Source organism: Corynebacterium sp. ES2730-CONJ (assembly GCF_024834055.1).
Lineage (GTDB): Bacteria > Actinomycetota > Actinomycetes > Mycobacteriales > Mycobacteriaceae > Corynebacterium.
This window is the reverse complement of sequence record NZ_JANUXZ010000003.1, coordinates 96,471-111,526: the sequence shown is the minus strand read 5'-3', so window position 1 is coordinate 111,526 and position 15,056 is coordinate 96,471. Positions and strand designations below refer to the sequence as shown.

The 15,056-nt window shown below is 53.2% G+C and carries 13 protein-coding genes; 3 read left to right on the top strand and 10 right to left on the bottom strand.

What is annotated here, in order from left to right:
• Nucleotides 1-59: 59 nt before the first annotated feature.
• Entirely contained in the window at nt 60-599 is a 540-nt protein-coding gene (gene pth / locus NXS13_RS04560) for an aminoacyl-tRNA hydrolase (RefSeq protein WP_396124740.1), read from the top strand.
• Here pth (NXS13_RS04560) and NXS13_RS04555 read toward each other — a convergent pair.
• A complete protein-coding gene (locus NXS13_RS04555) occupies nt 586-903 on the bottom strand; it encodes a hypothetical protein (protein ID WP_259078461.1) in 318 nt (105 codons plus the stop codon). The two genes, pth (NXS13_RS04560) and NXS13_RS04555, sit on opposite strands and share 14 nt — an antisense overlap.
• Before the next feature lie 42 nt (nt 904-945).
• Nucleotides 946-1,944 carry a nitronate monooxygenase gene (locus NXS13_RS04550; protein WP_259078251.1) on the bottom strand — a complete coding sequence of 333 codons (999 nt, stop codon included), beginning with the start codon at nt 1,942-1,944 and terminating at the stop codon, nt 946-948.
• Nucleotides 1,945-1,979: 35 nt separating this feature from the next.
• On the opposite strand from NXS13_RS04550, the gene pth (NXS13_RS04545) reads away from it, so the two are divergent.
• Nucleotides 1,980-2,594: an aminoacyl-tRNA hydrolase gene (gene pth / locus NXS13_RS04545; protein WP_259078253.1), complete on the top strand. Its 615-nt coding sequence runs from the start codon at nt 1,980-1,982 to the stop codon at nt 2,592-2,594.
• On the opposite strand, the gene NXS13_RS04540 is transcribed toward pth (NXS13_RS04545), so the two are convergent.
• The 8 genes from NXS13_RS04540 to NXS13_RS04505 form a co-directional block, all read right to left on the bottom strand.
• Nucleotides 2,591-3,895, bottom strand: a complete 1,305-nt coding sequence (locus NXS13_RS04540) for a choice-of-anchor M domain-containing protein (protein WP_259078259.1) — start codon at nt 3,893-3,895, stop codon at nt 2,591-2,593. The two genes, pth (NXS13_RS04545) and NXS13_RS04540, sit on opposite strands and share 4 nt — an antisense overlap.
• Entirely contained in the window at nt 3,892-4,749 is an 858-nt protein-coding gene (locus NXS13_RS04535; protein ID WP_259289428.1) for an anchored repeat-type ABC transporter permease subunit, read from the bottom strand. Before NXS13_RS04535 ends, NXS13_RS04540 begins: the two co-directional genes overlap by 4 nt.
• Nucleotides 4,746-5,495, bottom strand: coding sequence for an anchored repeat-type ABC transporter ATP-binding subunit (locus tag NXS13_RS04530; protein WP_259078263.1), 750 nt, complete (start codon nt 5,493-5,495; stop codon nt 4,746-4,748). Before NXS13_RS04530 ends, NXS13_RS04535 begins: the two co-directional genes overlap by 4 nt.
• Nucleotides 5,495-6,415: a choice-of-anchor M domain-containing protein gene (locus tag NXS13_RS04525; RefSeq protein ID WP_259078265.1), complete on the bottom strand. Its 921-nt coding sequence runs from the start codon at nt 6,413-6,415 to the stop codon at nt 5,495-5,497. Before NXS13_RS04525 ends, NXS13_RS04530 begins: the two co-directional genes overlap by 1 nt.
• A gap of 39 nt (nt 6,416-6,454) precedes the next feature.
• Entirely contained in the window at nt 6,455-8,011 is a 1,557-nt protein-coding gene (locus NXS13_RS04520) for an anchored repeat ABC transporter, substrate-binding protein (protein ID WP_396124925.1), read from the bottom strand.
• Nucleotides 8,008-9,678, bottom strand: a complete 1,671-nt coding sequence (locus NXS13_RS04515; RefSeq protein WP_259078269.1) for a choice-of-anchor M domain-containing protein — start codon at nt 9,676-9,678, stop codon at nt 8,008-8,010. The genes NXS13_RS04520 and NXS13_RS04515 overlap by 4 nt, the downstream gene beginning before the upstream one ends.
• Before the next feature lie 93 nt (nt 9,679-9,771).
• A complete protein-coding gene (locus tag NXS13_RS04510) occupies nt 9,772-10,602 on the bottom strand; it encodes a choice-of-anchor M domain-containing protein (RefSeq protein ID WP_259078270.1) in 831 nt (276 codons plus the stop codon).
• 122 nt (nt 10,603-10,724) lie between these two features.
• Nucleotides 10,725-13,160, bottom strand: a complete 2,436-nt coding sequence (locus NXS13_RS04505; RefSeq protein WP_259158261.1) for a choice-of-anchor M domain-containing protein — start codon at nt 13,158-13,160, stop codon at nt 10,725-10,727.
• A gap of 184 nt (nt 13,161-13,344) precedes the next feature.
• On the opposite strand from NXS13_RS04505, the gene NXS13_RS04500 reads away from it, so the two are divergent.
• Complete coding sequence (locus NXS13_RS04500) at nt 13,345-14,985, top strand: peptide chain release factor 3 (protein WP_259078273.1); 1,641 nt, start codon at nt 13,345-13,347, stop codon at nt 14,983-14,985.
• Nucleotides 14,986-15,056: the final 71 nt, after the last annotated feature.

The window sequence follows — 15,056 nt, the reverse complement described above, 5'->3', positions numbered from 1 at the left end:
CTTAAAATGCTGGGGTCCCCTCCTCGAGGGGACCCTGGCATTTTGCTTATCAAGGATCGATGATGACTTTTCTGATTTTTGGATTAGGTAATCCAGGCCCCAGTTATGCCAAAACACGCCACAATATTGGGCGCATGGCTCTTGATGAACTGCTCGAACGTACCGGGGAAACCCTTAAACAACATACTCGGACTCGCACTCAGGTAGCGGAAACTCATATCGCTTCCCACCGGGTTATCTTGTCACAGGGGCGGTCATATATGAATGAATCAGGAATACCTGTCCGAGCGCTCGCGGACTTTTATAAGATTGATCCCTCTAGAATGCTGATACTCTTCGACGACCTTGAGTTGGAGTTCGGCCATACTGCACTCCGGCATCACGGTGGCGATCACGGACATAAAGGTCTGCGCTCAATAACGCGGAGTGCAGGTAAGGATTATATTCGCTGTGCCCTGGGTATAGGACGGCCACCCGGCCGAATGGATGTCTCCAGTTTTGTACTCAAACCCTTTTCTAAAAAAGAGCAGGAATCTCTGCCGGTAATATGTGCCGATATGGCCGACGAGATCGAACGCTATATCGCTACCACTTCCTAGCTTTTACCAGAGCGGCTTTCAGTGCGTTATCGTCGAGCTTTAGTGCCCCCGCTCGCCGCAAACGGTGCATGACCGTGGGGCACTTTTTGCACCGCGGATGCGAGCGGCAGCACTTTTTCTTAGGAGATCCCTTGGCTATGCTGTCACGCAGTTCGCGCGTGGAGGTGGGTGAGGATACCGCTGAGGGATGAATGTCGGACTCAGCTAGAGCTTGGGCAAAGGCGTCGTCGATGATCTTCCGCGCTCTCAGTTGCGTTGTCACCTTAGGCTGATAGCTGCTTAAGCGCGAGGAAGAAGAACTCATAGTACTACGAAGATAGCACAGCCTAAGCTGGCTAGGAAGTTCTCAGCTCTCGAACAGTTCTTGAATAATCTTGCGCGCTCGCTTGCGTTTAATATGATCCAGATCGGCGCCGACGAGGCAATAAGCGAACTCCTTAGTTTCCGCTATCCCCTTGACGGTTGCGGTCATAAAAGCTAATTCGGGATAGCTAAAGGGAAGGTCTGCATTATTTTCGCTCCAGGAACTCGGGATCCCCCTGGCATAGCGTCCACTGAAGGCGCGAGAAACTACTGTAGACGAAGAGTTTTTGATGAGCTTACGGTTGAACTTTGAGGTGCCCGCTTCCTTGGACCGCAAAAAGATGGAGCCGGAACACACTGCATGGACTTGTTTGATCTCAAGCATCGCCTCTACTTGACGGGCGGTTCGTACTCCGCCTGCTGCAATAAGCGGGGTTTCGGTGTGTTCAGAGACTTCTTGGACTAAGAGGTAGGTGGGGATTTGATTGGGTTCAATTTTTGGATCGAAACTGAGGCGATGCCCTCCGGCATCATAACCTTGAACTATGAGGGCATCTGCGCCGGCTTTTTCGGCTATGTGGGCTTCTTGCGCATTAGTTACACTCACCCAAGCCTCTATCCCTTGAGTGTGCAGCTTCTTAATTTCCTTAGAGCTAAAACAACCGAAACTGGAAGAAACGACCGTAGGTTTTAATTCGAGAACCGATTGAAATTTTTTGCTAAATCCGAAGCTGTAATCAGCCGAAGGCACCATATAGGGGTGCTTGAGATTCTCGTCGCTTACAGCACGGTCAAGCTTTTCATAGACCTCGAAGATATCCTGCTTTTTGGGTTTCTTCAGTTGAGGGTAGTAAAGGTTGACCCCATAGGGAACATGAACAGCATCCATTTCTTGAATTAGATGTTTTGGTTTCGAGGTGCCACCCGCGAGGAATCCGAAGCCGCCGGCCTCACCCACGGCATTGACGAGATCAGGGGTCGATGGTCCGCCAGCCATGGGAGCCGCGATGATCGGGTACCTCAGCGACTTCAAGACGCTCATGTGCACCATCCTTGAGAATATGAGACTATTTGTCTATGTTTTGGCAGAAATGTGCATCTTTCTTTTCCTCACCCTATATACCCCTCCAATCCGCTGAGTGGCTGATCATCGGTCTGGGAAATCCCGGAGAACAATACACCAAGACCCGCCATAACGTCGGCTATAGGGCTCTAGATATATTACTGAAAGAAAGCGGCCGCACACTGTCTCCTGTCAAAGGAATGCCAGTGTTACTAGCATTTGCCGAGATTGATAATAGCCCGTGCGTTCTCGCCCGTTCAACTGAGTTCATGAACAACTCAGGCAAGAGTGTGGCAGCAGTTGCAGAGACGCTCAATATTGCCGCGGATCATATTATTGTTATCCACGATGAACTGGATCTTCCCGAGTTTAAAGTGCGCCTAAAGTTGGGCGGTAATGAGAATGGTCACAATGGGCTGAAATCGATCACAGCCCATCTTGGTACCCGCGATTACCTCCGCATTCGGATGGGAATTTCCCGCCCTCAGAAGGGTACTAATATTGCCAATTATGTCCTTTCCGATATACCTGAAAGTACGGAGCTCTCAGCCAGCATAAATACTGCAGCCCGCGCCGCGGAGCTGATAGTCACATCGGGCTTAGCACGGGCTCAAAATCAGATTCACTAATTGATAAACCGAGCGACGCCGAAAGCGGCGAAGCCCATAATGAGACTCATCATCCCGATACCTAATGCAACCCCCTCGCCCATTCGCGAATTTTCGCGGGCGTTCGTAGCCTCAACCTGCGCTTGAGCAGGCACCGGTTGCAAGCTCGCATTGGGAACGGAAGGGGGTGGAGAGGAGGCTACCGGGGGAGCGCTTAAGGCGGGACTAAAGGGCGACTGCTGGATCGGTGTTGTTTGTCGCCTAACAATCACAGGCAGCTGTGAGGAGGCGCTTCGCGGTTGCACAGGAACGAACGTTTCCGCTGGTGCCTGTAGAGACTCTGGTGCCTGTAGAGATTGGGGACTCTCGGACTCTGTGCTTTTTTGGCGCGGTTCTAGGTTGTCTAAAGACTTGCCAAGCTTAACAACCTCGGAGTCGAGTTTTTTAAACTCACGGACCAGCACCCTGGGCAATTGACCAATGGAGCTGGCCGTACGAGATTGTCTGGGGCCACAGTTGGCGTCGTTCTGAGGTTGGTACACCTGCTGCTCGATGAATTGATAGTCCTGAGCGGTTATCAGGTCATCGATTGTCTCCTCACCCACCACAAAGTTCACCGTATAATCCGAGGCAATCACCGGATTATGGGCAAAATTGCCACCAAAGGCGAATTTGGTTGTATAGATCCCTGGCTGCGTAAAGATAATGCCGCTATGAACGTGGGCGTGAGCTGGGAAATCCCATACCTTTGATGCGTCGGCGGAATCGAGCAATACATCCGCTTGGGAAAAGAGGGAATTCTGTTGCTTCCAAAATACTACGCGTCCGTCTTCCGGGCTTTCGAGGAGATCCATGCTCAGAGGTAGCGACGTCGCACCACCAAGCTGCTCACTGGTTATACCCAGAGTGGAAAAACCGACCCAGGGCACGTGGGTGCCGCAGGTGGTTATTTGCACCTCAGGAAGATTCCAGATCTCATCCTCACCGTTTGGCGTTATCCCTGCGCGGTCAGGGCCGAGATCTGGTTCCAGTCGTGCAGATGTCAGGCGAGCATCGTCCCCGACGAGAATAAAAACGGTTTCGCTTTCCCGCATCGGCGAAAGCCCACGGGAGTCGAAGGATCCATCATCACGCATGAGAAAGTTGATGCGTTGATCCTCACCGAGGAAAAGGTGCATATCTTGGTGATTTTCGCGCACCAAGTAGCGTTGGATACCACTACTTTCCTCCGCGGCAACTACCGCTGGTGGAAAAGCAACAGTTGCCATCCCCAACGGCATAAAGGCCAAGCTGACACTTAAGGCAAGGGCGTATTTTCTCATGATTTTTTGCGTCCTATCAGCCCCTGCGTGGGACTAAAGATCCAAGCGAAAAGGAAAATGGAAGTTAGTACCAACACGATGGTAGCACCGGTAGGCAGATCAATTGCCCAAGAAAGGTATATCCCCGCGATAGCTCCGATGACCCCAACCAGAGCCGCTATGAGCATCGTCATCTTCAGGTTATCGCTCAGCAGACGGGCCGTGGCGGCGGGGGTTATCAAAAGAGCTAGAACTAAAATATTACCGATGGTGCGCACACTCATCACCACCGCAGCTGTGACTGCCATATAGATAACCAGGTCAAGGAAGAATACCGGTAAATTCATAGCGCGTGCGGTCTCACGGTCCAAAGCTACCGCAGTTAATTGGGGAAGAAGTAAAAAGACTGCGGCGATTATAAGCGTGCCAGCGATGGCGGCAAAACCAATATCGGCGTCTGATACCCCAGTAATGGAGCCGAAAAGAAAGTTATTCAAGCTCGCTGTATACCCCTCGGTTCGCGAGATGACAACGAGGCCAAGGGCGAACGCTGCAGCGAAGAAGATTCCTATAACCGCATCCTCTCGAATTCGACGTCGCTGAGAAAAGACAGCTATGAGCAGAGCAACCGACGCTCCCGCTACCGCACCCCCGGCGAGCACTGATACCTGTAATGCAAAAGCAATGGCCAGTCCGGGAAAAACTGCGTGGGCCACAGCATCACCGATAAAGGACATACCGCGCAGAACCACGAAGGTGCCGATAATAGCGCACACGATTGCTGATATCACCGAGATCAGCAAAGCGCGGGGCAAAAATGCTAGAGAGGGGTTTGCGAGATCGTGGAGGAAGTCGACAAAGGAAATATCAATCATTGTATATGGGCTCCTACCAGGGTGAGCAGCGGCGAGGTCTCCCCCACTTGAAAAGTATCCATCCACACGTGCGGGTCACTCAGCTCTCGAGGGCTTCCATCTGCACGGATTGCTCCTCGAAAGAGCACCAGACGAGAACAGGAGTTAAGTGCCTCCCCAAGATCATGGGTGCACATGACAATAGAGATTCCTTGCTGGGCTAATTCCACAAAGAGTTGCGTCAACCCCTCCGCGGTGGGCATATCGAGGCCAGTAAAAGGTTCATCGAGAAGTAATAATCGCGGATGAGTAGACAGTGCCCGGGCAACAAGCACGCGTTGCCGCTGACCGCCGGAGAGTTGGCCAATCGGGCGGTCTGCGAGCCCGTCGAGGCCTACTCGCTTGAGTGCCTGGTCACACGCTGCTCGGTCGGCGGCACGTTTTTTTATGAGGACTCCATTGATCCCAATGCGGCCATTGATCACGCAATCGCGAATACTGATGGGGAAATCCCACGCAAATTCGTGGCGTTGTGGCACATACCCGGTGAGCTGCCGCATCTTTTTTAGTTGCGTTTCCCCGGCTATGCTAACCGTGCCTGTAGACGGCACCAGTCCTAGAATGGCCCGCAAAAGGGTCGTTTTGCCGGCCCCGTTGGGCCCCAGCAATCCCAGAAATTCTCCTTGATTGACGCTGAGATCCACGCCTTGAAAGATTCGCCGACCTGAGAGGTGAACTCCCAGATTGCGGGCGCGCAAAATTTCCACTAGTTCTGCTCAGCTCCTCTCTTATTAGAGCCAAGGACGAGTCGTACTACTGCAATAATGCTCACGATAACGAGAAGCGCCACGAGTGCGATGATCGACCACAGCACCCACTGGCTTTCGCCCTCGGCGCTTGACGCGGGGCCAGGCGTGACAGTGTCGTCATCGTCAGCAAGGAATTCTCCATCCCATGTGACTGCCTGGGCTGCGGGGAGGTCGGCCTCTTCACCGACGGCGAAAACCAGAGTCTTAATCGACTCGTGAGTGCTGCCATCATTAAACTCAGTGCTGAACTTTAGTGCTACCTGCTGGATTCCAGGCTCAGTGAATACCCAGTTTGCATGCGTGTGGGTATTGAGATCGATCCAAATTTTTTGGGCTTTCTGCTGCGCGGAGTTAAAGAGTACTTGCGGCGCTTCGAAGCCACCATTTTGTAAGAAGAGGGTAAATTCTCCAGGACCCTCGTGCCCGAGGAAAGTCATATTCATGCCGCGCGTTGCTTTATCAACGAAAAGAGGCGATTGGGTAGACCACCCTAACCACGGCACTCCTACTTCCTCCACCTGCGGGGCGACCCATACCTTTGCGCCAGGTTTAGCACCGATAAAAGCAAATTCTTCAGTGTCGGGAATTTGCTGAACAGCTTTATTATCCAAAACGAAGATCATATCGTCGACGCTGCGCCACACGGGAGGCACCTGCCTGTCATCGCGAATGAGTACATCGAATCCCGATCCATCAGTTTTCACCAGCGGAGCGATATCAGCATGCCCACCGAAGAACTCGGTGAGTTCGCCTTCGGGTGCAATCGGCTCATCCGCGCTAATAACTTGGTTCAGATCGCCGGCAGTGCTGATACTTGGGGTGATGCACAGACCCAGGCATAGTGATGCGGTCAGTGCAGCAACCTTCTCTTTGAACATATTTTCTCCTTAAATTACTTTTAAGTGCGCTTATTTTTGCTATCCCAGACACCGACGGAGTTCTTCGACATTGCTCCGCATGAGGTCAATATAGTTCGTCGCGGTGGAGTCAAGGGTATCGCCACGTATAGTGCACACAGCGATATCCAAGGTGGCAGCGGTTTCGGTCAGTACACCTGAGCGGCCAGCTAGTTTTGGTTCCAGGAAAACCGCTGGCACCTGTAAATTCTCCAATGTGCGCGTTAAGGCGATCACATCTCGGGGGCTCGCTTCAACGGCTGGGTTAGGGGTCACGAAGCCCGCGATATTGAGATCATAGTCGTGGCCTAAATATCCGTAGGCGTCGTGCGTGGTTACTAAATGGCGTCGGTGTGGCGAAATTGTACTCAAAGAAGCCCTCATCCATTGGTCTAACTCCTGGAGTGAGTCCACATATCGGTCAGCGTTGTCTCGGTAGATATCTCGTCCACCCGGGTCTATAGCTGTTAATTCGTCTTGGATTACGCGAACCATGGCAATGGCATTGGCGACACTGTGCCAGACATGGGGGTCAACCTCCCCGTGGACGTGCTTACCCAAGACCGCTTGTGGCAGTAGATAAGTTTCTTCGCCGGCGGTTCCTAGGAAACGGAAGGTTGGGTCACCAGGAATTTGTTGCAAAACGGATGATGGGACAGCCACGACCGAACGCTCGGGGTCGTAATCATAATCTGTTTGAATCCCTTCCGGGGCATCACCGCGAATGGTCATTCGGGCTTGATCCAGGTCAGCGGTGAGGTCCATATGTCCGTGATCTAGAACCACCGGATGAGCTATACCCGGAGTGCTGTGGGGATCAACCCCCACGGCGAAAGTCACCGTTGAGGTGCCAACTGGAATGGAAGACTCAGCGGTGTTGAGGGTGGCAGAAAAATTCAGCCGGTAGTATCCCGGCTTTGAAAACGCCCAGGACACATGGGTGTGGGCGTCGACAGGTAAAGTAGCTTGATCGGCGGCGTCGATTCCATCGCGGGTATTAAATAGGATCTCTGGAGTGCCGAAGGTACTAGTGATATAGGCTGCTGCGTGACCTGGACCTTCAGCCGCTGAGAGGGCAATATCTACGCCGGAATTGCGGCTCGCACCGAGAGCTTGCCCCTGGCCACCAATGCGCATCCCGAACCACACCGTATCAAGGGCAATATTTTCAACCAGGGGAAGCAATTCCCCGCCATGTCGTGGCGCTTGCTCGGCGAGCTCTACGAAAGGCACGCCCACACGTTTGACGTGCTGAGCCGTGGTCAGGAGAGAGTGCTGTTCGAGGAGGAGCCCATTGGCAAAAACGATATCAGCGTTGGCTATATTGCGAATATTGCGCAAACCCGGCTCATAATTGTGAGGATCGGCGCCGAGGGGCATCAGGGAGATAACCCGAGCACGATCACCTGCGACTTGAGAAACCAGATCCGCGATAATAGGTGTGGTTGATACGGCATCAACGGTCGAGTCGTTAGTGGTGGGTACTTGAGCATTATCAGACGCACACCCAGTGATCATCAGGGAGCCTGCTATTGCTACCAGTATTGTATGAACAAGGTTCCGCGAAAATCTTGTCATTTCGGTGCTACCGCCGATCGTGCACGTGACCTCATCATTGCATTGATCAATACGGTGCTGCCGGCACCCAATACGAAAAGACCGAGGCCGAAAATGACGAACGGGAGTACCCCGATGATTTTTTCTGCCAAGGATTTGCTCTCTGCGGCGTTCTGGTGTTGGACCTCGCCGAAATAATCTGGAATATTTCCAGTCTCCCCTGGTGCACCATTGGATACGTCACTTGGTATCGCTGGCGCTTGGGGCACGGGCGCGATTGCTTGCGCTTGAGAGATCCCCGGATCGCACTGCCCGCCTGCGGGGTTGATCACACTTCCTATGTCAAAATGCCCCGACTGATCACCATGACCTACATTGAAGACAAGAGTACCTGTACCTTGTGCTTGCTCCCCCGTAGTCAAGGTCACTGATTGCCGGATCGACACATAGTAGGTACCAGGGGCTCCAAATACCCAGTTGGGATGGACATGGGAATTGCGCGGAATTTCGTGTACCCCAGACGCCTGGTTATTCGCTCCTCTAAACCATTCTTCCCCCACCACGGTGCCGAGTGATCCCTGGCTGTAGACCACCATGGGGCCAGGACCGCGGAAGCCTACAAGTTCCCACACCACGGATCCTTGAGTATGCTCCAGCATGGTGGGATGTTGGTTATTCGAACCCACCCATGGGACATGGGGCTCCTGGGTGGATCCGATCATCCAAACTTTTCCTCGCGGTACGGGGCCTATACTAAGAGGTAGATCTTTAATAGCCGCTGACCCCAAGTGAAACTGCAGGTCATTGAAATTCACCCAGCGAGCTGGAGAGGTGGTGTCATCTTTAATCTGCGGAATCACCGTGGGTTCGCACGTCCCGGGTTGAGGTACGTGAGCCTGCGGCGCTAAAGGTGCAGGCACCGATTGGATTTGGGGGCGTGCTGGCTGAGGTCGGGATTGCTGCTGTATAGGGGCACTTTGGTTGCGCGAGGGTGATGGAGTGCGGCTGTTGTCTTGATGGGTAAGATCTGAGCTATCGTCCTGCGAGCGCCCGAGGGCAGCGGTGTCCCCCACTTTCCACGTATAGAGAGCGCGGTTTGAACTGACCCCGTTGCCGCTGGCCACGACTTCGAATTGGTAACTGCCTGCTTGGGTGAATGCCCAATTGACGTGGCGATGCGCTGGGTAGCGTTGGTCAACAGTACTACCTGAGGTGAGCTCGAAGCCGCCGTCACTGGTCACAGCAGCTAGTTCCCCGCCGATGCGATCTTCGAAGAGATAGACCGACCCTGGGCCCGAAACTGATTCGAAGGTAAGAGTTATCTCAGAAAACCCACCGGTCCGCACTCCCAGGGTGTCCCATCCAGGCCATAGAATTCCGGGCTGCTGTGATTGTGGGAGAAAATAACTGGCTTGTCCGATTTCCGACACCCGTGCTGTTTCTTGAGAATAAGCATTCTCGCCGACAATCAGGGTGATGTCTTCTGCTCGTCTGATCACCCCAGTGCCAGTGATGTCTTCTTTTACCGCCAAATCAAGTCCACCGTCTTGAGCTCGAACAGTGAAAAGATCCACGTGCCCGCTGCTCAATTCAATTCCCTGAGCTTGGGCTGGGGCGGTTATGAGAATAACCGAAATAAGGATGCTGCCTAGTAGTGCAGCTAATCGGCGCGTAGCAATCTGAGACATGAGACCTTCACAAAATTGAGAAACGAAAAAATCGCAGGGTGCGGGAATCCCGACACTCACGTAGAGTGTCGGGATCTTAACGATGGTGCCCTCTTAGAAGCGCGGAAGTAATCCTCCGTTGAGAGCCGCTGCAATCAGCCCACCGAGAGCAGCGATAATAGCTATCACAATTCCTACAATGGCCCCAACGCTAAGGCCGCTCTTTTCAGTAGGTTGCGAAGGGGCGGGAGAGTCAGGTTCGGCTGGACGTTGTGTCGTACTAGGCGCACTCGGTGCCTCAGGCTTTAACGGCGATTCTACGACCTCCCAGGTGTATGTAGCCTGGTTGGAGATGAGCTGACCCTGCTGAGCCGACACTTTCATGGTGTAGGTTCCAGGCTCGGTGAAGATCCAATGAACGTGGCTATGGGCTGGTTGAGTGATCAGATGAGAACCGGTCTCCAGCTTGAGCTGCCCACCGTTGAGTACCGGGCGAACATTTAAAAGTCCATCACCATTTGTTCCATCGGTTTTAAAAATATAGATCGAACCAGGACCACTGACTTCGAGAAAGTTGAAGTCGACAGGTAGCTTCTTGTTTTTCAAAGGGGCGTCCCAGCCAGGCCACAGTGTTTCTTGCCGTTGAGATTGTGGCAGATACGCGGCATTGGCTCCAACGGGATTAGTGGAAAACTTCTCAAATTTTTTGGCCTCTATCCAGGCTTTTTCGTTGACTTTAAAAACAACCTCATCGGCCTCACGGATAACACCGACGCCGGTCACGTCTTCTTTGACGTTGAGCTTGAGTTGATCCTTGTCCTGTTGGAGGTGCAGGAAGTCAACATGGCCTCGATCGAGAACGAGGGTCTCTGCATGAGCTACAGACATGGTAGACGTTCCCACGATGGCAGCGGTGCCCAGGGCGACGACGTGTTGGCGTAACATATTTTCTCCTTGTGAAAATGCTTCAAAAGCTTGGTGCCCAGTTCATTCCAGTTGAACCGAGGTGGGCATGACCCTAAGGGGTGCGACATGGCACCCCTTAGGGCAGTGGTGCCTCGCGCAATTTAACGATGCAGTATCGATCGAAGGAAATCGATGAGCCATTGCATCTGCAAGATTGCCAGAGCTGTGAGGGCAATCGTGGAGATGGCTGAAACAATTGGTATCCAGACTGGGGTGGGCTCCTGCTTTGGATCTTCAGGCTTTGGATCTTCAGGCTGCGGATCCTCTGGTTGCTGATCCCCAGGCTGCGTGTCCTCAGGGCTTTGTTCATCGTGAGATTGCTGGCTCAAAACTTTACAGGCTTCGTCGGCATTATGTCCCACCACAAAGGTCATTTCTTCGGGCTCAGAGGAAATGTTCGTGCCGTTGTTAAGTTCGCCCGTAAAATAGCTCTTGAGCGTGTATACGCCAGCTTTGCTAAACGCCCAGTTCATGTGCACGTGGGAAGCCGTGCTGATTTTTTCCTCGTAGTCTTTGGTCACTGAGTTGATCATGACCAAGGTGTTATCGCTGAGGGTGGCATCACGGTAGAGCCCAAACTGTGCTCCTTGAGGCAGTTTCGTGGGCTCTAGGTGCCACGTAATCCCATCGGAGAAGTCCTCCATATCGAGCTTCATGGTGTTGTAGCCAGGCCACAGAATACTGGTTTTATTGCCTAAGCTCTCGGGAAGGAGGTAGAACTTCTCACCCTGATCGAGGTACTGGGCATCGATGAAGTCGAGTCCCTGGTTATCAAACCGTTGCGTGCGTACCACGGAGGCGGCGGGCGACACAACATTGATTACTGATTCGATGTCACGCTTGATGAAGTCGTCGGTCTCGATCCCCGTCTCGTCGTAGATCATGGCGCTCAGCTTCTCGCCTTCCCGATCCACCACCAAGTCGGTGTGCCCGCGGTCGAGCAGAATCTTGTCTTCACACCGATGAACTACCCGGGGTACTTCTGGGGTTTCAGCGGGAGCGTCGATAAGCGGTGTGGACACCATGGGAGGAGTAGCAATGGTTATCGAATCGCTTTCCAGATCTATTGGTGCTGTGGCAGTTACGTCGACAGCACTAACCGCAACTGCTGGGTGGGGGATGATCTTGATATGCGGCTGGCGATCTTGAAGATCACTATCGCTAAGAACAAGGGTGCCTACACCGTTTTCAACGAAGAAGGAGTATTCATCGCCGCCCTCACCAGCGCGGAACTTGACTACGCCGCGCGCCCTGGGGTCGCTTGCGGTGAGCGTAACGCGATAGTGATCGTCTTCAATAGGAGTAATGGCAATTGCCCAGGTGATATCTTCACGTGGCTCAAAATTGTTGAGATCAAGGTCTACAACGTCGTTGGCAACCGGAGCTAGAACTTTTTCATCAAACGATGATTCTTCGGTTTCAACGCCTCCCACCGTCGCGGGGATGACCTGGAATTCCTCATCGACCTCGCGGCTTAAGATAGGCGAGATCCAGCGTTGCCCAGCGTCCCCCTCGGGGACGAAAATAGCTTGAAGTTTGGAGGCTTCAGGCCCCATGAGCTCATTCCAGCTCGCCACACCGTCTACCACGTCTAGATCAGTGAGATGGTAGCCATCGATAAGCACAGTCAGGGTACCGCGCACCGAATCGTCTTTGGCGTCGAAACGAATGGTGTCGAGCTTGTCATCGCCGGCGCTACTCTCGGCATTGAGCTCGGTCGGGGCAATGCTCAGTGTATAAGCCGGGGAATGCGTTTGGGCAGGTGCGTTGGAGTAGCGGTCCTTCAGGCTGGCGCTCGCAGTATCCTTAGGAGCTTCGCCGCCTACTTGTACCACTAGCGTGCTGAGCTTGGAGGAGAGCAGCTCCTTGTCAGTTTGGCGCGCTACGGTTCGGTAGGTGAGCTCATAGCGTCCAGGCTTGGTGAAAAGGGTGTAGTTATGGGTGTGCTCTCCGAAATCGAGCTTGCTCGAGCGAGGGCTCTGAGCGCTTGACCCGAGCAGTTGATTGAGACCAGCTGGGTAGTCCTCGTAGTAGTTAAACAGTTCCACGCGGCCTGGGCCTTTGACGCTCACGAGGTCGAGCATGGCCATTTGATTGAGGTACTGGTTGATTTTGAAGCTTTCATCTGACCCATAACCCCACCAAATCGGTGTTGCTGAACTGCGGATATTCGCTGGACTCGCGTAGTAGGTCGCTTCCCGCTTAAGTCCCATATGATCGAATAAATCATTATCAGGGGTGGTGAACTGATAGGTGGGTACATATCCACGGAATCCGCGCTCCCAGCCTTTACCGATCCAGATGACCGACTCGTCAAATTCGGCTGTCTTTCCGTCGGAGTATTCGGTGCGCAATTGGATAGATCCCGTTGCTTCATCGTAGAAGGTCTTTGGGGAATCGACATGGTGGCGCGTAATCACACGCTTGCCATCATCGGGGCTGGCAGTTGCTGTTGAGGGCACTATGAGCGCTGCACCGAGCATGGATAGCGAGGTTAGCGACGCTAAGAGCCTCTGAGCGGAAGGACGAAGGGACATGGGAGCCTTTCCATCAAGGGGTTCTTATTGAAAATAATGAAAACGAGTACCAATAGGCATCAGAATCCAAGAATAAACGAATAAGACTTTCAAACCAACTAAGCCACGCCCTATGTAATCAACACCACTCTGCTCATACGGAGAAAGAAAGGAGAGCACCTAGTTTGTACTATCCTTAAAAATCATGAGTTCAACCCACACCGCCACAGAAGCCGCCCGCCGTCGCACCTTTGCAGTCATCGCCCACCCCGATGCCGGTAAATCAACACTTACAGAAGCTCTCGCGCTTCACGCACACATCATTAACGAAGCCGGAGCCGTGCACGGTAAAGCAGGACGTAAGGCAACTGTTTCTGACTGGATGGAGATGGAAAAAGACCGCGGGATCTCGATCGCGTCATCGGCTCTGCAATTTGAATATGCGCCGGCGGGTCATGAGGGCGAGCCTTATATGATCAATCTCGTCGATACCCCAGGGCATGCCGACTTCTCCGAGGACACATATCGCGTCCTCACCGCGGTCGACGCAGCCGTGATGCTTATTGACGCTGCCAAAGGCCTCGAGCCGCAAACCCTCAAGCTTTTCAAGGTATGTAAAGCTCGTGGTCTCCCCATTATCACGGTGATCAATAAATGGGACCGCCCAGGCCGCAGCCCTCTGGAACTCGTCGATGAAATCGTTCAAGAGATCGGGCTACAACCCACTCCGCTTTATTGGCCCGTGGGAGAAGCAGGCGATTTTCGCGGACTCGCTCGCATCAATGATGAGGGTGAAGCAGAAAACTATATCCACTTTGTGCGAACCGCAGGCGGATCCACCATTGCCCCAGAGGAGCACTACGAGCCCGATGCCGCCCATACCCGTGAGGGCGCGGCATGGGACAATGCCACCGAAGAGGTAGAACTCCTCGCTGCTGATGGAGCCGTGCACGATCAAGAACTCTTTTTATCCTGCATGACTTCCCCTCTTATTTTTGCCTCCGCGATGTTGAATTTTGGTGTACACCAAATTCTCGATACCTTATGCACCCTCGCCCCCGCCCCCCAGGGAAGAGGCTCAGATGAGAAAGTATTAGCCGCCGCCACCGGCACCTTCGACGGTTTTCGCGAAGTAGGGTCGGAATTTTCTGGCGTAATCTTTAAGGTACAAGCCGGCATGGATAAAAATCACCGCGATTCACTAGCATTTATGCGAATCGTTTCAGGTGAATTCGAGCGCGGAATGCAGGTCACCCACGCTCAATCGGGGCGCAGCTTCTCCACAAAATACGCGCTCACTGTTTTCGGTCGCACCCGATCCACAGTGGAAAGCGCATTTCCTGGCGATATCGTAGGTATGGTCAATGCCGGTTCCCTCGCACCAGGCGATACCATCTACGCAGGACGAAAAGTGCAATTCCCACCCATGCCGCAATTCGCCCCCGAACATTTCCGCACCCTTCGCGCGAAGAGCTTGGGCAAATACAAGCAATTCCGCAAAGCGCTAGACCAACTCGCAGCCGAGGGGGTAGTGCAGATTTTGCGGAATGACGCCCGTGGCGATGCCGCCCCCGTCATGGCGGCGGTAGGTCCCATGCAGTTCGAAGTCATGATGGCTCGAATGGAGAATGAATACAACGTAGAAACCCAAGCTGACCCTATCCCCTACTCCGTAGCACGGCGCACCACCGAAGAGACCGCCCCAGAATTAGCCAAACAGCGCGGAGTTGAGATTTTCACGCGCACCGATGGCGAGCTCGTCGCTCTCTTTGGGGATAAGTGGAAACTTGCCTTTATCGAAAAAGAGCACCCCGAGTTTGAACTCTTCCCCATGGTCGCAGATTAGGTTAAGAACTTCCGACACCTCAACTGTCGCCGCAGCCCACGAGGCTCTCGAGATCTCACCATTTTCAAACG

Excerpts from the sequence above, each read along its gene's own strand:
- pth (WP_396124740.1), top strand. The coding sequence starts at position 60 with ATGATGACTTTTCTGATTTTTGGATTAGGTAATCCAGGCCCCAGTTAT.
- pth (WP_259078253.1), top strand. The coding sequence starts at position 1,980 with ATGTTTTGGCAGAAATGTGCATCTTTCTTTTCCTCACCCTATATACCC.
- NXS13_RS04520 (WP_396124925.1), bottom strand. The coding sequence starts at position 8,011 with ATGACAAGATTTTCGCGGAACCTTGTTCATACAATACTGGTAGCAATA.
- NXS13_RS04555 (WP_259078461.1), bottom strand. The coding sequence starts at position 903 with ATGAGTTCTTCTTCCTCGCGCTTAAGCAGCTATCAGCCTAAGGTGACA.
- NXS13_RS04500 (WP_259078273.1), top strand. The coding sequence starts at position 13,345 with ATGAGTTCAACCCACACCGCCACAGAAGCCGCCCGCCGTCGCACCTTT.
- NXS13_RS04535 (WP_259289428.1), bottom strand. The coding sequence starts at position 4,749 with ATGATTGATATTTCCTTTGTCGACTTCCTCCACGATCTCGCAAACCCC.
- NXS13_RS04540 (WP_259078259.1), bottom strand. The coding sequence starts at position 3,895 with ATGAGAAAATACGCCCTTGCCTTAAGTGTCAGCTTGGCCTTTATGCCG.
- NXS13_RS04525 (WP_259078265.1), bottom strand. The coding sequence starts at position 6,415 with ATGTTCAAAGAGAAGGTTGCTGCACTGACCGCATCACTATGCCTGGGT.
- NXS13_RS04515 (WP_259078269.1), bottom strand. The coding sequence starts at position 9,678 with ATGTCTCAGATTGCTACGCGCCGATTAGCTGCACTACTAGGCAGCATC.
- NXS13_RS04505 (WP_259158261.1), bottom strand. The coding sequence starts at position 13,160 with ATGTCCCTTCGTCCTTCCGCTCAGAGGCTCTTAGCGTCGCTAACCTCG.
- NXS13_RS04510 (WP_259078270.1), bottom strand. The coding sequence starts at position 10,602 with ATGTTACGCCAACACGTCGTCGCCCTGGGCACCGCTGCCATCGTGGGA.
- NXS13_RS04550 (WP_259078251.1), bottom strand. The coding sequence starts at position 1,944 with ATGAGCGTCTTGAAGTCGCTGAGGTACCCGATCATCGCGGCTCCCATG.